General features: G+C 69.5%; 19 protein-coding genes and 1 pseudogene. 9 read left to right on the top strand and 11 right to left on the bottom strand.

Annotation, left to right across the window (positions count from 1 at the left end):
- A pseudogene (locus AB6A65_RS10655) lies at window positions 1-620 on the bottom strand (hypothetical protein); the annotation flags it as partial.
- A 141-nt stretch (window positions 621-761) separates the two neighbouring features.
- On the opposite strand from AB6A65_RS10655, the gene AB6A65_RS10650 reads away from it, so the two are divergent.
- The 6 genes from AB6A65_RS10650 to lexA all read left to right on the top strand — a co-directional run bounded on the left by AB6A65_RS10650 (window position 762) and on the right by lexA (window position 5,633).
- Window positions 762-1,343 (top strand): aminodeoxychorismate/anthranilate synthase component II, encoded by a 582-nt coding sequence (locus AB6A65_RS10650; RefSeq protein ID WP_371038364.1) that lies wholly within the window; start codon window positions 762-764, stop codon window positions 1,341-1,343.
- On the top strand, window positions 1,340-2,362 hold the full coding sequence (gene trpD, locus AB6A65_RS10645; RefSeq protein ID WP_371038363.1) for an anthranilate phosphoribosyltransferase: 1,023 nt from the start codon (window positions 1,340-1,342) through the stop codon (window positions 2,360-2,362). The genes AB6A65_RS10650 and trpD overlap by 4 nt, the downstream gene beginning before the upstream one ends.
- The gene (gene trpC, locus AB6A65_RS10640) at window positions 2,359-3,174 is read left to right on the top strand and encodes an indole-3-glycerol phosphate synthase TrpC (RefSeq protein ID WP_371038362.1); all 816 of its coding nucleotides are present in this window, start codon (window positions 2,359-2,361) and stop codon (window positions 3,172-3,174) included. Before trpD ends, trpC begins: the two co-directional genes overlap by 4 nt.
- On the top strand, window positions 3,174-3,650 hold the full coding sequence (gene moaC / locus AB6A65_RS10635; RefSeq protein WP_371038361.1) for a cyclic pyranopterin monophosphate synthase MoaC: 477 nt from the start codon (window positions 3,174-3,176) through the stop codon (window positions 3,648-3,650). The genes trpC and moaC overlap by 1 nt, the downstream gene beginning before the upstream one ends.
- Window positions 3,647-4,822 carry a gephyrin-like molybdotransferase Glp gene (gene glp / locus AB6A65_RS10630; protein WP_371038360.1) on the top strand — a complete coding sequence of 392 codons (1,176 nt, stop codon included), beginning with the start codon at window positions 3,647-3,649 and terminating at the stop codon, window positions 4,820-4,822. Before moaC ends, glp begins: the two co-directional genes overlap by 4 nt.
- 103 nt (window positions 4,823-4,925) lie before the next feature.
- Entirely contained in the window at window positions 4,926-5,633 is a 708-nt protein-coding gene (lexA, locus tag AB6A65_RS10625) for a transcriptional repressor LexA (protein ID WP_371038359.1), read from the top strand.
- On the opposite strand, the gene AB6A65_RS10620 is transcribed toward lexA, so the two are convergent.
- Entirely contained in the window at window positions 5,627-7,675 is a 2,049-nt protein-coding gene (locus AB6A65_RS10620; RefSeq protein ID WP_371038358.1) for a ComEC/Rec2 family competence protein, read from the bottom strand. The two genes, lexA and AB6A65_RS10620, sit on opposite strands and share 7 nt — an antisense overlap.
- Before the next feature lie 187 nt (window positions 7,676-7,862).
- Here AB6A65_RS10620 and gltX point away from each other — a divergent pair, with 187 nt between their 5' ends.
- From gltX to AB6A65_RS10605, 3 genes are all read left to right on the top strand, one after another.
- The gene (gene gltX, locus AB6A65_RS10615; RefSeq protein WP_371038357.1) at window positions 7,863-9,278 is read left to right on the top strand and encodes a glutamate--tRNA ligase; all 1,416 of its coding nucleotides are present in this window, start codon (window positions 7,863-7,865) and stop codon (window positions 9,276-9,278) included.
- Window positions 9,279-9,392: 114 nt separating this feature from the next.
- The gene (gene gltA / locus AB6A65_RS10610; protein WP_371038356.1) at window positions 9,393-10,688 is read left to right on the top strand and encodes a citrate synthase; all 1,296 of its coding nucleotides are present in this window, start codon (window positions 9,393-9,395) and stop codon (window positions 10,686-10,688) included.
- A gap of 172 nt (window positions 10,689-10,860) precedes the next feature.
- Window positions 10,861-11,514 carry an alternative oxidase gene (locus tag AB6A65_RS10605; RefSeq protein WP_371038355.1) on the top strand — a complete coding sequence of 218 codons (654 nt, stop codon included), beginning with the start codon at window positions 10,861-10,863 and terminating at the stop codon, window positions 11,512-11,514.
- A gap of 6 nt (window positions 11,515-11,520) precedes the next feature.
- Here AB6A65_RS10605 and AB6A65_RS10600 read toward each other — a convergent pair whose 3' ends face one another.
- The 9 genes from AB6A65_RS10600 to AB6A65_RS10560 all read right to left on the bottom strand — a co-directional run bounded on the left by AB6A65_RS10600 (window position 11,521) and on the right by AB6A65_RS10560 (window position 19,392).
- Window positions 11,521-12,297 carry an enoyl-CoA hydratase-related protein gene (locus AB6A65_RS10600; RefSeq protein WP_371038354.1) on the bottom strand — a complete coding sequence of 259 codons (777 nt, stop codon included), beginning with the start codon at window positions 12,295-12,297 and terminating at the stop codon, window positions 11,521-11,523.
- Between the two features lie 81 nt (window positions 12,298-12,378).
- Complete coding sequence (locus AB6A65_RS10595) at window positions 12,379-12,834, bottom strand: cytochrome c-type biogenesis protein CcmH (RefSeq protein ID WP_371038353.1); 456 nt, start codon at window positions 12,832-12,834, stop codon at window positions 12,379-12,381.
- Window positions 12,831-14,819, bottom strand: coding sequence for a heme lyase CcmF/NrfE family subunit (locus AB6A65_RS10590; RefSeq protein WP_371038352.1), 1,989 nt, complete (start codon window positions 14,817-14,819; stop codon window positions 12,831-12,833). The genes AB6A65_RS10595 and AB6A65_RS10590 overlap by 4 nt, the downstream gene beginning before the upstream one ends.
- Before the next feature lie 55 nt (window positions 14,820-14,874).
- On the bottom strand, window positions 14,875-15,462 hold the full coding sequence (locus AB6A65_RS10585; protein ID WP_371038351.1) for a holin family protein: 588 nt from the start codon (window positions 15,460-15,462) through the stop codon (window positions 14,875-14,877).
- A complete protein-coding gene (locus AB6A65_RS10580) occupies window positions 15,453-16,064 on the bottom strand; it encodes a holin-associated N-acetylmuramidase (protein WP_371038350.1) in 612 nt (203 codons plus the stop codon). Before AB6A65_RS10580 ends, AB6A65_RS10585 begins: the two co-directional genes overlap by 10 nt.
- Window positions 16,065-16,161: 97 nt before the next feature.
- A complete protein-coding gene (gene ccmE / locus AB6A65_RS10575) occupies window positions 16,162-16,611 on the bottom strand; it encodes a cytochrome c maturation protein CcmE (RefSeq protein WP_371038349.1) in 450 nt (149 codons plus the stop codon).
- Window positions 16,612-16,630: 19 nt separating this feature from the next.
- A complete protein-coding gene (argC, locus tag AB6A65_RS10570) occupies window positions 16,631-17,659 on the bottom strand; it encodes an N-acetyl-gamma-glutamyl-phosphate reductase (RefSeq protein ID WP_371038348.1) in 1,029 nt (342 codons plus the stop codon).
- Between the two features lie 28 nt (window positions 17,660-17,687).
- Window positions 17,688-18,500: a glutamate racemase gene (locus AB6A65_RS10565; protein WP_371038347.1), complete on the bottom strand. Its 813-nt coding sequence runs from the start codon at window positions 18,498-18,500 to the stop codon at window positions 17,688-17,690.
- 13 nt (window positions 18,501-18,513) lie between these two features.
- Window positions 18,514-19,392 carry a lysophospholipid acyltransferase family protein gene (locus AB6A65_RS10560; RefSeq protein WP_371038346.1) on the bottom strand — a complete coding sequence of 293 codons (879 nt, stop codon included), beginning with the start codon at window positions 19,390-19,392 and terminating at the stop codon, window positions 18,514-18,516.
- Window positions 19,393-19,464 lie beyond the last annotated feature (72 nt).

Here is a 19,464-nt window from a genome sequence, read left to right as displayed (position 1 = left end):
GTCTCGGCCTCTGGCGCGGGGTCGCCGCCGCTTCGGGTCGGCGCGCTGGCCGGCGCATCCGCCCGGTCCGGGGCTGCATCGCGTGCGCCCCCATCCGGCGCGGCCTCGGCAGGCGGCTCGGCTGGCGGGGCCAGCGCAGCGCGTTCCGGGGCGGCCGTCTCGGGACGCCCGGGCGCTTGCGGGGCGGCGGGCGGCGTTTCGCCTTGCGGCGCGCCGGGACCCTGCCCGGCCTGCGCGATCGTTGGCGCCGTGTCGGTCGCGGACTCGGCCTCGGGCGCGGGGCCGGGTTCCGGGGGGACGGCGATGTCGCCCGCCGGCGTGCCTGTTGCCGGCGGAGTGGCCGCTTCGCGCTCCACGCCCTCGAGCGTCGAGAGGTCGTCGGGCGCGGGCGCATCCGCGCGCGGCGCGTCCCCGTCGGGGGCGGGCGCATCCTCCGGTCCGGGCAGCGTGGCAGGTGTGTCCCCTGCGCCCCGGTCGAACCCCGATCCCGCCGGCACATCGAGCGCCCCTTCGGTTTCGGGCACCAGCCGCGGCGGGTCCGAATAGACCGAGAGCACCGCGACGCCCACCACCGAAAGCGCCGTTCCCCACAGAAATCCTGCCAGAGCTCCGCGTGCCATGGCCTTGCCTCTTCTTTGTTATCCCGCCGCGGGGTCGATCCCGTGCGGCTTGCCTGCCCCTTGACGCTTTCGCGCAAGCCTGAGCATGTATAGCCCGACACGGGGGCGCGCCTCCACCCCAAGTTTCACCGGGCCCGCTCGATGCTGCTCCTGATCGACAATTACGACAGCTTCACCTGGAACCTCGTGCATTTTCTCGGCGAGGAAGGCGCCCGCACGGTCGTGCGGCGCAACGATGCGCTGACCCCGGCAGAGGCGCTCGAGATGCGGCCGGAGGGCATCGTTCTGTCGCCGGGGCCGTGCGACCCGGACCGCGCGGGGATCTGCCTCGATCTCACCCGCGCGGCCGCCGAGGCGGGCGTGCCGCTTCTGGGTGTCTGCCTCGGGCACCAGACCATCGGGCAGGTCTTCGGCGGACGCGTGGTGCGCGCGGGGCGGATCGTCCATGGCAAGACGGACGAGATCGCCCATGAGAGCACCGGCGTCTTCGCGGGGCTGCCCTCGCCCTTCCGGGCCACGCGCTACCACTCCCTCGCCGTCGCCGAGGAGGGGTTGCCGGACTGCCTCACCGTGACCGCACGGGCGGGCGACGGCACGATCATGGGGCTCGCCCACCGCGAGCTGCCCGTGCATGGCGTGCAGTTCCACCCCGAGTCGATCGCCTCGGAGCACGGCCACCGGATGCTGCGGAACTTTCTCGACCTGACCCGCGTGGCCGCATGACCGAGGGGCTGAAGCCGCTCATCGGCGCCGCCGCCGATCGTGCGCTGACCTCGGAGGAGGCCGAGCGCGCCTTTCAGTGCCTTTTCGAGGGGGAGGCGACTCCGTCGCAGACCGGCGGCTTTCTCATGGCGCTGCGCACCCGCGGCGAGACGGTGGACGAATACGCCGCCGCCGCCCGCGTGATGCGCGCCAAGTGCCACAAGGTCGTCGCGCCGCCGGGCGCGATGGACATCGTGGGCACGGGCGGCGACGGCAAGGGCACGCTGAACATCTCGACCGCCGCGGCCTTCGTCGTGGCCGGCGCGGGCGTTCCGGTGGCCAAGCACGGCAACCGCAACCTGTCGTCGAGATCGGGCGCCGCCGACGCGCTCGCCCAGATGGGCGTGAACGTCATGGTCCACGCAGACGTGGTGGAGCGCGCGCTTGCCGAGGCGGGCATCGGCTTCATGATGGCGCCCATGCACCATCCGGCCATGGCGCATGTCGGCCCGGTGCGCGCGGAGCTCGGCACGCGGACAATCTTCAACATCCTCGGGCCGCTGACCAATCCGGCCGGGGTCGCGCGCCAGCTGACCGGCGCATTCGCCGGCACGCTGCTGCGTCCGATGGCGGAAACGCTCAAGCGGCTGGGCAGCGAGCGGGCGTGGCTCGTGCACGGCGCGGACGGCACCGACGAGATCTCGATCGCGGGGCCGTCGCGTCTCGTGGCGCTCGAGGAGGACGGCGCGATCCGCGAGGCCGAGATCCACCCGGAAGATTTCGGCTTGCCCGTACACCCCTTCGACGCGATCCTGGGTGGAACCCCGGCCGAAAACGGGCAGGCGTTTCGCGCGCTTCTCGACGGGGCGCCCTCGGCCTACCGCGACGCGGTGCTCCTGAACGCGGCCGCCGCGCTGGTGGTCGCGGGCCGCGCGGCGGACGAGCGCGAGGGCGTGGCGGTCGCGCGCGAAAGCCTCGACAGCGGCGCGGCGCGCGGCAAGGTAGAGGCGCTGGCCCGGATCACCACGGAGGCGACATGACCGACACCATTCTCGACCGCATCAAGGCCTACAAGCTCGAAGAGATCGAGGCGTGCAAGGCCGCCAAGCCCATCGGCGAGGTGGAGACGGCGGCGAAGAACGCGCCACCCGTGCGCGGCTTCGCGGACGCGCTGCTGCAGGCCTCGAAACAGGGCTACGGCCTGATTGCGGAGATCAAGAAGGCGTCGCCCTCCAAGGGGCTCATCCGCGAGGATTTCGATCCCGCAGCGCTGGCGGCCGCCTATGCCGCGGGCGGGGCCGCGTGCATCTCGGTGCTGACCGACGCGCCAAGCTTCCAGGGCTCGAAGGAGGACCTCACCCTGGCGCGCGAGGCGTGCAGCCTGCCGATCCTGCGCAAGGATTTCATGTTCGATCCCTACCAGGTGGCCGAGGCGCGGGCGATCGGCGCGGACTGTATCCTGATCGTCATGGCCGCCGTCACCGACGAGGAGGCGACGGCGCTCGAAACCGAGGCCGCGCGCTGGGGCATGGACGTGCTCGTGGAAGTCCATGATGCCGAGGAACTCGAGCGCGCCGGAAGGTTGTCCTCGCGCCTCGTCGGGATCAACAACCGGGACTTGCACAGTTTCGAGACGTCGCTCGGCGTGACGCGCAAGCTCGTGAAGCGGGTGCCCGAGGACAAGATCATCGTGTCGGAAAGCGGCCTGTCCAGTTCCGACGATCTCGCCGAACTCGCCCGCTATGGCGCGCGCTGCTTCCTCGTGGGCGAAACCCTGATGCGTGCGGACGACGTGGCCGCCGCGACGCGCGCTCTTCTGTCGAAGCCGCTCTTTGCCGGTGGAGGCATGTGATGGCAAGCCTCACCCACTTCGACGAGAGCGGGGCGGCGCAGATGGTGGACGTGTCGGGAAAACCCGCGACCGCCCGCACCGCGACCGCCGCCGCCTGGGTGAAGATGCGCGCGGAAACACTTGCGATCGTTGAAGAAGGCTCCGCGAAAAAGGGCGACGTGATCGGTGTGGCGCGGCTTGCCGGGATCATGGGCGCAAAGCGTACGGCCGAGCTGATCCCGCTCTGCCACCCGCTGCCGATCACGAAGGTCACGGTCGAGATCGAGCCCGACCGCGATCTGCCCGGGCTGCGCATCTCGGCGACGGTCAAGACGACCGGCCCGACCGGCGTCGAGATGGAGGCGTTGACCGCGGCCTCCACCGCCGCGCTCACCATCTACGACATGCTGAAGGCGGCGGAGCGCGGCATGGAGATCGGGGGCCTGCGCGTCACGCTGAAGGACGGCGGAAAATCGGGCCGGTACGAAGCGCCATGATCACCGTCGACGAGGCGCTCGCGCGCCTGTTCGCCCTCGTGGCGCCGCTGGGCGCCGAAGAGGTGCCGCTCGAACGGGCGGCGGGACGCGTGCTGGCACGGGACGCCGTCGCGGATCGGGATCAGCCGCCCTTCCCCGCCTCGGCGATGGACGGCTACGCGGTGGCGGCGGCCGAGGCGCGGCCCGGCGCGCGCTTCCGCGTGGTCGGAGAGGCGGCCGCGGGGCGGCGCTTCGCGGGCGCGCTCGGGCCCGGAGAGGCCGTCCGGATCTTCACCGGCGCGCCGATACCCGACGGGGCCGACCGCGTGGTCATCCAGGAGGACACGGCGCGGGAGGGCGAGACGGTCATGCTCCTCGACAGCCTCGGCGCGGGCCCGCATGTCCGCCCCGCCGGCGCGGATTTCCGCAAGGGCGACCGTCTCGCCGCGCCGCGCCGGCTGTCGCCCGCCGACGCGGCGCTTCTCGCGGCGATGAACCTGCCGCGGGTGACCGTGGCGCGCCGGCCCGAGGTGGCGATCCTCGCCACCGGCGACGAGTTGGTGCTGCCCGGCGAGCGCCCGGGCCCCGACCAGATCATCGCTTCGAACAGCTACGCGCTGAAGGCCCTGCTGGAGGCGCTTGGCGCGGAGGCGCGGCTTCTGCCCGTCGCGCGTGACACCACGGCGTCCCTGCGCGCCGGCTTCGAGCTGGCCCAAGGCGCGGATCTCGTGCTGACCGTCGGCGGCGCCTCGGTGGGCGACCACGACCTCGTGGGGCCCGTGACCGCCGACCTCGGCATGGAGCAGGCGTTCTACAAGGTGGCCATGCGGCCGGGAAAGCCGCTCATGGCAGGGCGGCTGGGCGATGCCACGATGATCGGGCTGCCCGGCAACCCGGTCTCGGCCATCGTCTGCGGCCACGTCTTCGTGGCCCCGGTGATCCGCAAGATGCTGGGCCTCGGCGAAGCCCCCGCGCCGCGCCGGCAGGCCCCGCTTGCCCGGGCGGTGGCGGCCAACGGCCCGCGCGAGCATTACATGCGCGCACGCCGCACGGATACGGGGCTCTGCCCCTTCGACAGCCAGGACAGCGCGCTTCTGTCGGTGCTGGCCGAGGCGGACGCGCTTCTCGTCCGCCCCGCGTCCGACGGGCGCCGCGCCGCGGGCGAGATCGTGGACTTCATCCCGCTTTCCTGACGCAGCGTGGCCGCAACGCGACAGGTCTGATGTGGATAAGCTTGACACAAAACGGGAACATGCGTAGAACATCGTCAATCTGCACCGGGACGGAGGGCGCCCAATGCTCACGCGCAAGCAAATGGATCTGCTGGACTTCATCCACACGCGCCTGCAGCGCGACGGCGTACCGCCGAGTTTCGACGAGATGAAGGAGGCGCTGGACCTGCGGTCGAAATCCGGGATCCACAGGCTGATCACCGCACTGGAAGAGCGCGGCTTCATCCGCCGTCTCGCCCATCGTGCCCGCGCCATCGAGATCCTGCGCTTGCCCGACCAGCTGGCCCGGCGCGGCGGTGCCTCTGGCTTCGTGCCGCGCGTGATCGAGGGCGACCGCGGCGAGGCGCCGCCCCGCCCGGCCGCGGCGCGCGACGTGGAGAGCGCCGAGGCGATGGAGCTTCCGCTTCTGGGCCGCATCGCCGCTGGCACCCCGATCGAGGCCATCGCCGACGAGACGCCCCAGATCGCCGTGCCGGGCGCGATGCTCTCGGGCAAGGGCCGGCATTACGCGCTCGAGGTGAAGGGCGACTCGATGATCGAGGCCGGCATCAACGACGGCGACGTGGTCATCATCCGCGAAACCGGGGAGGCGCAGAACGGCGACATCGTCGTCGCGCAGGTCGAGGGCTACGAGGCCACGCTCAAGCGGTTCAAGCGGAAGGGCGACATGATCCTGCTGGAGGCAGCGAACGCCGCCTACGAAACCCGCGTGCTTCCCGAGGGCAGCGTGAAGGTCCAGGGCCGGCTGGTGGGGCTGATCCGCACCTACTGAGCCTGCGCCGCGGCAAGCCGCGCGGGCACCTCCGCCACGGTCGCGGGCGTCCAGAGCCTGCGGCCCTCCCGCAGGGTCGCGCTTTCGATTATGTGACCGCCGGGATCGGGCCAGATCGCAAGGCTGCCCGCCCCTTCGAGGCGCCGCGCGTCCAGCAGCAGGCAAGGCTGCGCGGGCCCGTCATAACGCTCCGTCATCACCACGATCTCGCCGGGCGCGCAGCCCTCGAAATTCGCCGCGCGGCGCTTGCCCCAGACATGGCGCACCGGTCCCGCCTCGGGCCAGCGCGCCACGGCCTCTGCCCGCGTGGCGCCGTCGCCATCGTTCTCCAGCCAGACCGAGGCGGGAAACCCCGCGCCCCGCTCCTTGCTGAGCGCCCGGCCGTCCGCGGTCATCACGCCGACGAGCGCGCCTTCGTCCGCCACCAGCACCGGGGGCCGCGCCGTTCCGGTCCAGAGCGCAAGCGCGACGAGGGCAGGAACGAGGCCCGCCCACCGGCCATGGCCCCTCCAAAGCGCGACGAATGCGCCGCCGAGCGCCAGCAAAGGCAACACCGCGGGGGGCGGCGCGGGCACATGGCCGACGGCGTTCGGCATGCCCGCGGCCCTGTGCGCCACGCCGAGGATCCAGTCGAGGCCGAGCCCCATCGCCCGGAGCGGCACGGCCTCGCCGCCGAGCGGCATGAGCAGGATCGCCACCACGCCCGCCGGGATGACGAGCAGCCCCATCAGGGGCACGGCGAGCAGGTTGGCGGGCAAGCCGAAATGCGACAGCTGGTTGAAGTGCGCCGCGCCGATGGGGGCCGTCGCCGCCCCCGCCACCGAGGACGAGACGACCACGGCCAGGACCGGCGCCAGCCACCGTGGCGGGCGCGGCCCCTTGCGATCGCGCAGCGCCGCGAACACCGCCACGAGCGCGGTCGTGGCGGCGAAGGACATCTGGAACCCGGGGCCCATCAGCGCCTCGGGCCGAAGCGCGAGCACGATGAGGGCCGCCAGCGCCACGGCGCGAAGCGAAATCGCGCGACGGTCGAGCATCACCGCGAGAAGCGCCACCGCCGCCATCACGAAGGCGCGCTCGGTGGCGATGTTTCCGCCCGAAAGCGCAAGATAGCCCGCAGCGGCCAGGAGCGCGCCGCAGGCCGCGAGTTTCTTCGCCGGCAGCCGCACGCCCGCCCGCGGCAGCGCGAGGATGGCGAGGCGCAGCGCCGCGAAGACGAAGCCCGCGAGAAGCCCCATGTGCAGCCCCGAAATGGCCAGAAGATGCGCGAGGTTCGACTCGCGCAGGGCGCGAAGCGTGTCCTGCCCGATGCCCGAACGGTCCCCGCTTAGCACGGCCGCGGCGAAGCCCCCCGCCTCGCCCGGCAGCGCGTCCTGCACCCGGGCCGAGAGCGCCATCCGCGCGCGCGCCACCGCGGCCGCCATCTCGGCCGAAGGGGGCGCGAGGACGAGGACCGGCGTGCGCGTGTAGCCCACCGCGCCAAGCCCCTGGAACCAGGCATGGCGCCGGAAGTCGAAGCCGCCGGGCTCGACCGGGCCTTGCGGCGGAGAGAGAAACGCGGTGAGGATCACCCGCGTGCCCGGCACCGGATCGAGGAACTCCTGTGCGCCATGGAGCGCGACGCGCACCTTCGCGGGCGTTTCGCCCGGTGCCATCCGTTCCAGCCTCACCTGATCGAGGGTCAGGCGCAGCGCGTCCGAAGCGGAGCGGTCGATCGCGCGCACCCGCCCCTCTACCGCGCCGTAGTAGCGAAACTCGAGCACCGGGGCGGCCACGACATTGGCGCGCGCGCCCGCCACCGCGAAGCCCGCCGCGACGAGCGCGACCGCCCAGAGCGCGGGCGCCACGTGCCAGCCCGCGCGCAGGGCCGCCGCGCCCAGACCGATCGCCGCCACGCCCGCAAGCCCCAGCGTCTGCGCCGAGGGTTCTGCCGGCAAGGCGAAATAGAGGCCGATCCCCAGCGCGAAAAGGACCGCCGACCAGGGAAAGAGATGCCCGCGCTGCATCAGGAAGGCCCGGGCGAGCGCGCCTTCGTTCCACATGTTCCACCGTCCCCGCCGGCCCGTCCGGCGCGCGTCACAATGCGCCGTCATGGTTAGCAAGGGGTTAAGGCCCGGCCGCCGCCCGCGCGGCTTGTCCTGCGGCCCCGGCCTCGCTAGACAGGCGCGGGGCGCGCGCGTTGCGACACGCTGGCCCCGGAACGAACCGCACCCCGAGAGAGAGCGCCGAATGACAGACCAGGTGGTCACCCGCTTTGCCCCCTCGCCCACCGGGTATCTTCACATCGGGGGTGCCCGCACGGCGCTTTTCAACTGGCTCTTCGCGCGGGGCCGGTCGGGGCGCTTCCTGTTGCGGATCGAGGATACGGACCGCGCGCGCTCGACGCGCGAGGCGACGCAGGCCATCCTCGACGGGCTCGACTGGCTCGGGCTCGACCATGACGGCGAGGCGATGAGCCAGGCGGCCGGCGCCGACCGTCACGCCGAGGTGGCCCGCCGGATGCTGGCGGACGGCACCGCCTACAAGTGCTTCGCCACGACTGAAGAGATCGACGCGTTCCGCGAGGCGGCGCGTGCTGAGGGCCGCTCCACCCTCTACCGCAGCCCGTGGCGCGATGCGGACCCGGCCACGCATCCCGCGGACGCGCCCTTCGTCATCCGCCTGAAGGCGCCGCGCGAGGGAACGACCGTGATCGCGGACGTGGTGCAGGGCGATGTCACGATCCGGAACGACCAGCTCGACGACATGGTGCTTCTGCGCTCGGACGGAACGCCCGTCTACATGCTGGCCGTGGTGGTGGACGATCACGACATGGGCGTGACCCACGTGATCCGCGGCGACGATCACCTCAACAACGCCGCGCGTCAGATGCAGATCTACCGGGCGATGGGCTGGGACGTCCCGGTCTGGGCGCATATCCCGCTGATCCACGGCCCGGACGGCAAGAAGCTGTCGAAGCGCCACGGCGCGGTGTCGCTCACCGAGTACCGCGACATGGGATATCCGGCGCAGGCGATGCGGAATTATCTCGCCCGCCTCGGCTGGAGCCACGGCGATCAGGAGGTGTTTACCGACGAGGAGCTTCGGCGCCTGTTCTCGCTCGAGGGCATCAACAAGGCGCCCGCGCGGCTCGACATGAAGAAGCTCGACAGCATCAGCGGCCGCCACATCGCGGCGATGGAGGATGCTGCGCTGCTGCATGACCTGGAAGCTTTCCTGGCCGCGACGGGGCGTCCGCCGCTCGGCACCGAGAAGCGCGCGCGCCTCCTCATGGCGATGCCGTACCTCAAAGAGCGCGCAAAGACCTTTCCGGAACTCCTTGAAAAGGCGCATTTCGCCCTCGCCGACCGCCCCGTGGAGCCGGACGAGAAGGCCGGACGGGCGCTCGACAATGTATCCCGTGGCATACTGGGAGAATTGACGCCGCAGGTGCAAAGTGCTAGCTGGTCGCGCGACACGCTGGAAGATGTCGCGACCCGCTTCGCAGAGGAAAAGGGCATGAAATTCGGCCAGCTCGCAGCGCCGCTCCGCGCCGCGCTGGCAGGACGCGCAGCGACACCCAGCGTCTTCGACATGATGCTGGTTCTCGGTCGCGAGGAAACCGTGGCGCGACTGGCCGACGCCGCCCGCGCCGGGGAAGAGTGAGACGGGGCGCGCCCGGGGCTTCGACGTCACGCGCGCGCAGCGGCCGGTCCAGCCGGCCCCGGTCGCCAACCGCAATGCGCCCGCGTCCCGGGCGCCGGAGACGAGGGAACCGAGATGCCTGAGAGCACGAAGACGGCACAGCTCACCATCGACGGCCAGAGCTACGACCTGCCCATGTTCAGCCCGACGGCGGGGCCCGACGTCGTGGACATCCGCAAGCTCTACAGCCAGGCGGGCGTGTTCACCTACGACCCCGGCTTCACCTCCACGGCCTCCTGCGATAGCACGATCACCTATATCGACGGCGGCAAGGGCGAGCTGCTCCATCGCGGCTATCCCATCGACCAGCTCGCCGAGAAGTCGCACTACCTCGAGGTCTGCTACCTGCTGCTTTACGGGGAACTGCCCGACGCGGCGCAACTCGAGGATTTCGAGAGCCGCGTGACCAACCACACGATGCTGCACGAGCAGATGCAGAACTTCTTCCGCGGCTTCCGGCGCGACGCGCATCCGATGGCGATCATGGTGGGCGTGGTCGGCGCGATGTCGGCCTTCTACCACGACAGCACCGACATCTCGGATCCCTGGCAGCGCGAGGTGGCCTCCATCCGGCTCATCGCCAAGATGCCCACCATCGCGGCCTGGGCCTTCAAGTATTCCGTCGGCCAGCCCTTCGTCTATCCGCGGAACGATCAGGACTACGCCTCGAACTTCCTGCGGATGTGCTTTGCCGTGCCGGCCGAGGATTACGTGGTGAACCCGATCCTCAGCCGCGCGATGGACCGGATCTTCACGCTGCACGCCGATCACGAGCAGAACGCCTCCACCTCCACGGTGCGGCTTGCCTCCTCGTCGGGGGCCAACCCCTTCGCCTGCATCGCGGCCGGCATCGCCTGTCTCTGGGGGCCGGCCCATGGCGGCGCCAACCAGGCCTGCCTCGAGATGCTCAAGGAGATCGGGGAGGTCGAGCAGATCCCGGAATACATCGAGCGCGCCAAGGACAAGGACGACCCGTTCCGCCTGATGGGCTTCGGGCACCGGGTCTACAAGAACTTCGACCCCCGCGCGAAGGTGATGAAGCAGTCGGCCGACGAGGTGCTCGAACTTCTCGGCGTGGGCGACAACAAGGTCCTCCAGGTCGCAAAGGAGCTGGAGCGCATCGCCCTCTCCGACGACTATTTCCGCGACAAGAAGCTCTTTCCGAACGTCGATTTCTATTCCGGCATCATCCTTGAGGCGATGGGCTTTCCCACCTCCATGTTCACGCCGATCTTCGCCGTCTCCCGCACCGTGGGCTGGATCAGCCAGTGGAAGGAAATGATCGCCGATCCGCAGATGAAGATCGGCCGCCCGCGGCAGCTCTACCTCGGCGCGACGAAGCGCGATTACGTGGACATAGAGGACCGCTGAGACCCGCGCCCGCGACGCGCGGCACCGGCACCACTGTCGAAGAAAGGGCGCGGCGGCCACGTCCGCGCCCTTTGCCGTTCGTGCCGCTGCGCTTTGCCGCAGCGGTCGCAGGCTGCGGAGCGCGCCAAGTCTCCTATCTTTTCTGTCAGGAACATGAAGACAGGAGAAAGAGATGGAACAGCCCCGCCGCATCGACACGCAAGGCGCCGAATTCGTGCCCGTGCATGTGGCGCCCCGCGACGTTCACGATCGCGTCGCGCTGCGCGTGGTCAAGGCGATGCGCTTCTTCGCCGATCGTTTCTTCGCAAGCCGTTACGGCCACCGCGCCGTGGTGCTGGAAACTGTCGCCGCCGTTCCCGGCATGGTCGGCGGGCTCTTGCAGCACCTCAAGGCGATCCGCCACATCCGCGACGACCAGGGATGGATCCGCGAATTGCTGGACGAGGCGGAAAACGAGCGGATGCACCTGATGACCTTCATCAAGATCGCGCAGCCCACGCGCGTCGAACGGGGCCTGATCCTCTTCGGGCAGGCGGTGTTCTACAACTTCTACTTCTGGCTCTACCTGTTCGCGCCGCGCACCGCGCATCGCGTCGTCGGCTATCTGGAGGAAGAAGCCGTGGTAAGCTACACGAACTACCTGGGAGAGATCGACGCGGGCCGCGCGGACAACCCGCCGGCGCCCGCGATCGCGATCGAGTACTGGGACCTGCCGCCAGACGCGCGGCTGCGCGATGTCGTGATCGCGGTGCGCGCCGACGAGGCGCATCACCGCGACACCAATCACGGCTTCGCCGACGCCTACGCCAGCGGCACGGGCAACTGAACGGCTTCAGCGCCCCTCGAAGGTCGCGGGGCGCTTCTCGAGGAAGGCAAGAACGCCTTCCTTGAAATCCCGGCTCTTGCCGCATTCGCCCTGCAAGCGCGCCTCCAGCAGAAGCTGATCGTCCAGCGTGGCCTCGAAGGCGCCGCGGATCGCCTGGCGCACCGCGTTGAACGCCTGCGTCGGGCCCTTGGCAAGGTGCTCGGCGCGTCCGCGCCAGCGCTCCTCGAAGGCGTCGTCGGCCACGGCCTCCCAGATCATGCCCCACGCATCGGCCTGGCGGGCCGGAATGCGCTCGGCGAAGAGGGCGGCGCCCATGGCCTTGGCCAGCCCCATTTGCCGCGGCAGAATCCAGGTGCCCCCCGCGTCGGGAATCAGCCCGATCCGCGTGAAGGCCTGAACGAAATACGCGCTCTCGGCGGCGATCACCACGTCGGCCGACAAGGCAAGGTTCGCGCCGGCCCCGGCGGCGGGACCGTTCACCGCGCTCAGCACCGGGACAGGGCAGTCATAGATCGCGCGCAGCATGGGCACATACTCGTCCCGCAGCACGCGTTCCAGATCCATCTCGTCGGCGTTGGCCCGGTCGCCGAGATCCTGCCCCGAACAAAAGGCGCGCCCCGCGCCGGTCAGCACGACGACGCGCGCCTGCGTCCCGGCCGTGCTGACCGCGTCCCCGATCTCTGCTCGCATCTGGGTGTTGAGCGCGTTCATCTTGTCGGGCCGGTTCAGCGTGACGACCGCTGTCTCGTCCACGATCTCGAGCGTGATGGTCTGGTAATCCATGTCCCCTCCTCCGATGCGTCTTTGCCGCGTTCTACCGGACAGGACGACGGAGGAAAGACAAAAGGCGCGCCGTGCCCGCGCTCACTCTCTCAGCAGGGCTTCGAGGCGCGCCCGCTCGTCGGAGCTCAGGCTTTCATCCGAGGGCGTCTGCGCTCGCGACCTGCCCCGCAGGTAGAAACCCGCGATCAGCAGCCCGACAAGCAGCATCGCGGGCGCGGCGCCCCACAGGATCCAGTTCGCGCCGGTTGCCGTGGGGCGAAGCAGAACATATTCGCCGTAACGATCGACGACGAACTCCACCACTTCGGCGTCGCTGTCGCCGGCCACCAGCCGTTCGCGCACCAGAAGCCGGAGGTCGCGGGCAAGCGGCGCGTTCGATTCGTCGATGCTCTCGTTGCGGCAGACGAGGCAGCGAAGACCCTCGGACAACTCCCGCGCTCGTTCCTCCAGTGCCGGATCGTCCAGCACCTCGTCCGGCTGAAGCGCGGCGAGCGGCGTTGCGAGGACCAGCGTCAGGACAAGCAGCAATCGCCTCATTCCGCCGGCACCCCGCGCGGCTCCAGCTTCTCACGCTGGCGTCGTGCCCCGGCCGCCACCCGGTAGCGACGGTCCGACAGGCTGAGCGCGCCGCCCAGCGCCATCAGCGCAGAGCCCGCCCAGATCCAGTTCGCCAGCGGCTTGATGTAGGTTCGCACGGCCCAGCCGCCATTGTCCTGCGGATCGCCGATCACGACATAGACGTCACGCAGGAGGCGGTAATCGATGGCCGCCTCTGTGGTGGGCATCCGGGCCACGGGGTAGTTCCTCTTTTCGGGCGTAAGCGTGGCCACCTGGCCCCCATCTTCGGTCGCCAGCGCGACCCGCGCCATCGTGGAGTAATAATTCCGGCCGACAGTGGGATCGTAGGGCAGCTCCTCGACCCCCTCGAGCGTCAGCACGAAATTCTCGACGCTCCAGCTCTCGCCCTCCTGAACGACCCGGATGTCTTCCTTTTCCCATGCGGTCAGCCCGGCGATGCCGACGATGATGACGCCGAACCCGGCATGTGCGACCGCGCGGCCCCAGTCGGCCCGCGGCAGTCGGCGCAGGCGGACGGCACGCCGTCCCGCGCGCTGCCAGAGATCCATGGCCGCGCCCGAGACGAGCCACGCGCCGAGCATGAGACCGATAGGTCCGAGGAGCGAATTGCCCGTCTGCATCGTCCAGACAAGCCCGCCCACCGCAAGGGCGAGGATCAGCGCAGGCGTCAGCGTGCGCAGCGACTTGCCAAGCCGGGCCCGCTTCCAGGGCATGACCGCGCCCAGGGGCAGGATCGCCCCGAGCACGACCATGAAGGGCGTGAAAGCGGCGTCGAAGAAGGGCGGGCCCACGCTGAGCTTCCGGTCGAAGAACATCTCGGCCACCATCGGCCAGAGCGTCCCCACGAAAACGACGAAACAGGACACGGCCAGAAGCACGTTATTTGCGACGAGTGCACTTTCGCGGCTGACCACGCCGAAGACGCCCCGCGCCTCCATCACGCTGGCGCGTGCGGCGAAAAGGATCAGTGCGCCGCCCATGAAGGCCGCGAGGATCATCAGGATGAACACCCCGCGCTCGGGATCGGTGGCGAAGGCGTGAACGCTGGTCAGAAGGCCCGAGCGCACGATGAACGTGCCGATCAGCGAGAACCCGAAAGCCAGGATGGCAAGGAGGATCGTCCAGCTTTTCAACGCTTCGCGCTTCTCGACCACGATCGCCGAATGCAGCAGCGCAACGGCGAGGAGCCACGGCATGAAGGAGGCGTTTTCCACCGGGTCCCAGAACCAGAAACCGCCCCAGCCGAGCTCGTAATACGCCCACCAGGAGCCGAGCGCGATGCCGATGGTCAGGAAAACCCAGGCCGCGAGGGTCCACGGCCGCACCCAGCGTCCCCACGCGGCGTCCACCCTACCCTCGATCAGGGCCGCGACCGCGAAGCTGAAACAGATCGAGAGGCCCACGTAACCCAGGTAGAGGAAGGGCGGATGCAGCGCGAGGCCGGGGTCCTGCAGGAGCGGGTTGAGGTCCTGCCCGTCGAAGGGTGGCACCGCCATGCGCAGGAAGGGGTTCGACGTGAAGAGGATGAAGGCCAGGAAGGCGACGCCGATCATGCCCTGCACGGCCAGCACCCGCGCGCGGAGCGTGGGCGGCAGGTTGTTGCCGAACCACGCCGCCATCGCGCCGAAGAGCGCGAGGATCAGCACCCAGAGCAGCATCGACCCTTCGTGATTCCCCCACACGCCCGTGATCTTGTAGATGAGCGGCTTGGCCGAGTGCGAGTTCAGCACCACCAGGCGGAGGCTGAAATCGGAGGTCACGAACGCCCAGGTGAGCGCCGCGAAGGAAAACGCCAGCAGCATGAACTGCGTGGTGGCCGCGGGTTCGGCCACGGCCATCCAGCCGGGCCAGCGCCTGTGCGCGCCGACGAGCGGCACGACGGTCTGGAAGATTGCGACCAGAAAGGCGAGGACGAGGGCGAAGTGGCCGAGTTCTGTAATCATGCCCCGAATATAGCGGGGCGCGCGCGTCCGGCCAATCGGATTCGGTGCACCCGCATCAGCTTGTCGCGCCGGCCCCGCGCAAGGCACGCCATTCCGCAAGCGCCGCGTTCTCTGCGACCGCATCCGGAGGCACGGCGCGCGGCGCCGCGCCTGTGGTCTCTGCCGTCTCTGCCGCCTCCGCGCGTGTCATGCGCTGCGCCGCCGCCTCTGCCAGTTCGTGGGCACGGGCAAGGCCGAGCGCCGCCTCGCGCTGGAACTCCTGGCCCTTGGCTTGGTGGCGCGCGCCGAAATAGAAGCTGACGATCGCGCCCAGAAGCCACCAGAGAGGCTCTGGCACGACGGCGAGGCCCTGCATCCTCTCGGCGAACCAGACGGGCGACGCCATCGCCGCGCCGAAAAGCGCGAGCGTGCCGAGCGCCATGGCCGGGCGCGGTATGCGATTGGCGGCGTCGATGAAGCGATCGAAACGTCCCCGGCGCGGCAGGGCGAATTCGGCCGCGAACTGGGCAAGCGCCGCCTGACGGAAATCGGCGTTGCGGCGCGCCTCGGCCTCGGCGTTCACGCGGAAGACTTCCGCCGTATCGGCGAGGACGTTGCGCTCGCCACCAAAGAGAATGTCCAGAAACCGGCCAATCAGTCCCATGCCGACGTCCTTTCCGCGAATTGCTCGTCCGTCATGCGAAAGCGCGGCGCGATGAAATGCTCGGCCCGAAGGATCCAGCCGCCCTTTCCGCCCGTGCGCGTTCGGGCGTATTTGCGGCTGGCCGGGCGCGCGTCGGCGAGCCGCAAATAGTAGTTGCGCCGCGCAATACCGTAAGCGTCGGCGATGTGATCGGGCGCGGCCGCCGTGGCCCGGGTTGCCGCCGCCTCGGTCTCGGGCCCGATGATGCCATCCACCGTCACGCGCAGGCTCATATCGCCCAGAAGCCGCTGAAGGATACGGACCGCGTTGGCGCCGGCGTTGACGTACATGTCGAAGAGCTGCGGCTGAAGCGCGTCGGGCAGGCGCGCGAGCCCCGGTCTCTCGAAATAGTGGCGCACGAAAATGTCTACCGCCTCGCGCTTCGTGAGGCGCCGGACGTCGTTTTCCGTCACCCTCCCGTCCCCGTCGAGGTCGCGCCCGAGGCGCCGAAGGGTGTGGATGGTCACGCCGTGATTTGTTGCGCCGCCCGGATCATCTGGATCGTTCACGAACCCGCCTTCCCGGGCGACGATCTCCTCGGCGATTTCGCGAATGCCTGGCATCGTCCCGCACCTCTGCCTGAGTGGTGCGGGAAAGCTGGCGCTCTGCGGTTAAGAGCGCGCTGGGGGAGCGTGCGTTGCGTGTTGCTGCGCGGGCAGGTCAGGACCCGCCGGAGGAGGGCTTGTACACGCCCTGCTCCTTGAGCGCGTCCGCGACTTCCTTGGGCATGTAGGTCTCGTCATGCTTGGCAAGGATCTCGTCGGCCACGAACACGCCGTCCACGAAGCGTCCGGTCCCGACCATGCCCTCGTTTTCCGCGAAGAGATCGGGCAGGACCCCGGTGAAGCGCACGGGGATGGAGGCGCCGCCATCCGTCACCGAGAAGCTGACGGTCTCGCCCTGCCCGCGCATCAGCGTGCCGCTTTCGACCAGCCCGCCCAACCGGAACGTTTCGGTCGGCGCGGGCGGTTCGGCCAGAACCTGGCTCGGGGCGCGGAAGAAGTTGATGCCGTCCCGCATGGCATAGCCGATCAGCCCGGTGGACAGGACGAGCGCGAACGCGGCGACCATGATCACTTGGATCCGACGTTTCTTTTTCAGGCCTTTCATGCGCGCACCGCCCTCGATCTCACGGGAAACAGGGCGCCAGCATGAGCCCTGTATGCTCTGGTATATGTAGCATCAGGTTCGCGTTCTGCAAAGCCTGACCGGACGAGCCCTTGGTCAGGTTGTCGAGGGCGGCCACCACCATCGCGCGCCCCGGAACCCGGTCGCCAGAGACGCCGATATGGCAGTAATTCGAACCCCTTACATGGCGAGTCGACGGCAATTCGCCAAACGGCAACACCTGCAGGAACGCCTCGTCGCGATAGGCCTGCGACAGCGTGTCGTGGATCGCCGGCGCCTCGCCCTTCACGTAGGCGGTGGCGAGGATGCCGCGGTTCGCCGGCATGAGGTGGGGCGTGAACTGCACGTGAACGGGACGGCCCGCGAGGGCCGAGAACTCCTGGTCGAACTCGCCCAGATGCCGGTGCGTGCCCCCGTAGCCGTAGGCATGATAGCCCTCGGAGAGTTCGGCATGCAGCAGAGGCTCCTTCAGCGACCGACCGGCGCCCGACACCGCGCATTTGAGGTCGAGAACGATGTCGTCGAGGTCGATCAGTCCGCCCGCCACGAGCGGACGCAGCGCATACTGCCCCGCGGCGGCGTTGCAGCCCGTGCCGGCGACCAGCCGCGCGGCGCGAATTTGCTCGCGGTAGAACTCGGTCAGACCGTAGACGGCCTCGGCCTGCAGATCCTGCGCGCCGTGGGGCTTTCCGTACCACGTCTCGTAGTCTTCCGGGCTGCGAAGCCGGAAGTCGGCGGAAAGGTCCACGATCTTCACGCCGCGCGGCAGGTCGGCGATCACCGCCTGGCTCGTGGCGTGGGGCAGCGCGCAGAAGACCAGGTCGATACCGGCGAAATCGACCTCTTCGATCCGCGCAAGCGGAGGCAGGCCGAGATGGCGCAGATGCGGAAAGACCTGCCCCATCGCCTGCCCCGCCTTGCGGTCCGCGGTCAGCGCCACGATCTCCATGCCGCCATGGGTGGCGATGAGCCGGACAAGCTCTGCACCGGTGTAGCCGGACGCGCCGAGAATCGCGATTTTCGCTGTCATGTGAATGTCTTCCGAAGCATTGTTGATTTCAGACGGCGGCGAAGGCGATCTCGCGTCGAAGAAACTGCACCGCGCGATCGCTCACGCGGCGCGGATCGCCCGTGGTCAGAAAACCCGCCGTGGCGCCGGGGCCCACCATCTCGGGGCGCCGGGCAACGTAGTCGGCAAGGCTTTCGGCGACGATCTCGGGCTGGGAGTAGACCGCGACATGAGGGCCGAGCGCCGCGCGGAACACGTCCTCGACCAGCGGATAATGGGTGCAACCCAGCACCGCCGCCTGGGGATCGGGCATCTTGCGCAAGAGCGCCTCCACATGGCTGCGGACCAGCGCCTCGGCAAGGATCAGGTCGCCCTCCTCGATGGCGTCGACCACCCCGCCACAGGCCTGCGCCTCGACGTCCACGCCGATCGCGCGGAACGCAAGCTCGCGCTGGAACGCGCGGGACGCCACCGTCGCGGGCGTGGCGAAAAGCGCCACGTTCTTCAGGGCGACCTCGCGTGGTGGCGAGTTGTCGCCCCACTGCCGCTCCGTCAACGCCTCGATCAGCGGCACGAACACGCCGAGCACGCGCTTGTCGGGGGGCACCCAGGTCTCCTGGAGACGACGCAGCGCCGCCGCGGACGCCGTGTTGCAGGCCAGCACGACCAGGTCGCAGCCCTCTTCCCACAGCCGGGCGACCCCGCGCTTGGTGAGTTCGGTGATGTCGTCGGCATCGCGCACGCCGTAGGGGGCGTGGGCGTTGTCGCCCAGGTAGACGAAGGGGACGTCCGGCAATCGGCGCGCCACCGCGTCCAGAACGGTCAGCCCGCCGAGACCCGAATCGAAAATGCCCACCGCCATGTGCTGCGCTTTCTCAGGCGCGGTGCCTGTCCTCGAACTCGAAGCCGTAGTCGTAGGACGCAAGCGGCTCCGGCGACAGCTCATAGGTCTTGCGGCGCAGGAAGTCCATCATCTGGCGCGAATCGCGCGCCCGGGCGGCGAGTTCTTCGGCCGCGATGGGCTCTCCGATCACCACGCGCACCGGCGTGTCCACCCGCTTGCGGAATTCCGAGATCAGAAGCCCCATGCGCAGCGTGTAATGCAGGTGGCTGGCCAGCTGGAACATGCGCGAATTCGTGCCGTCGAAGAAGATCGGCACGACCTGGGCCCCCGATTTCGCCACCATCCGCGCCGTGAAGCTGCGCCAGCCCGGGTCCATCGGCCGCGCGAAGGGCCGCGCCGCCGTCGAGACGGTGCCGCCGGGAAAGACGCCCATCGCGCCGCCCGCGGCGAGGTAGGACAACGCCTCCTTGCGGGTCTCCAGCGTCTCGCGCACCGCGTCCTTCGTGTCGTCGAAGTTGATCGGCAGGATGACCCGGTTCAGGTCCTCCGCCTTGCGAAAGACCTTGTGGGCGAGGATGCGGAAATCGCCCCGCAGCACCGACAGGATGTATCCCATCATCAGCCCGTCGAGGATCCCGTAGGGGTGGTTGGCAAGCAGGATCAGCGGCCCCTTGCGCGGGATGGAATCGAGCGTGCCGCCGATCACCTCGAGCGAGAGGCCGTAGCGCTCCACCATGACTTCCCAGAAGTCCCGGCCGGCGGCCACCTCGTGCTCGTACCCCCTGGCGCGCCGGATCAGGCTGATCCGGCCGGTGAGGTTTTCCATCATCTTGATGAGTGCGCGGCCGCCCTTCGTCTGGGCGGAGTGGTAGTAGCTGATGTCGCGCGCGATCTGGCGCTGGCTGGCCATGGGTGGTTGTTCTCCGCGTCGGTCGCTGCGTAGTTATAGCTGGAGTCGGATTTTTTCCAGTTCCCATGACAT

It is taken from the genome of Rhodosalinus sp. FB01 (assembly GCF_041365715.1).
GTDB lineage: Bacteria > Pseudomonadota > Alphaproteobacteria > Rhodobacterales > Rhodobacteraceae > Rhodosalinus.
This window is presented reverse-complemented; position numbering and strand designations above follow the sequence as displayed.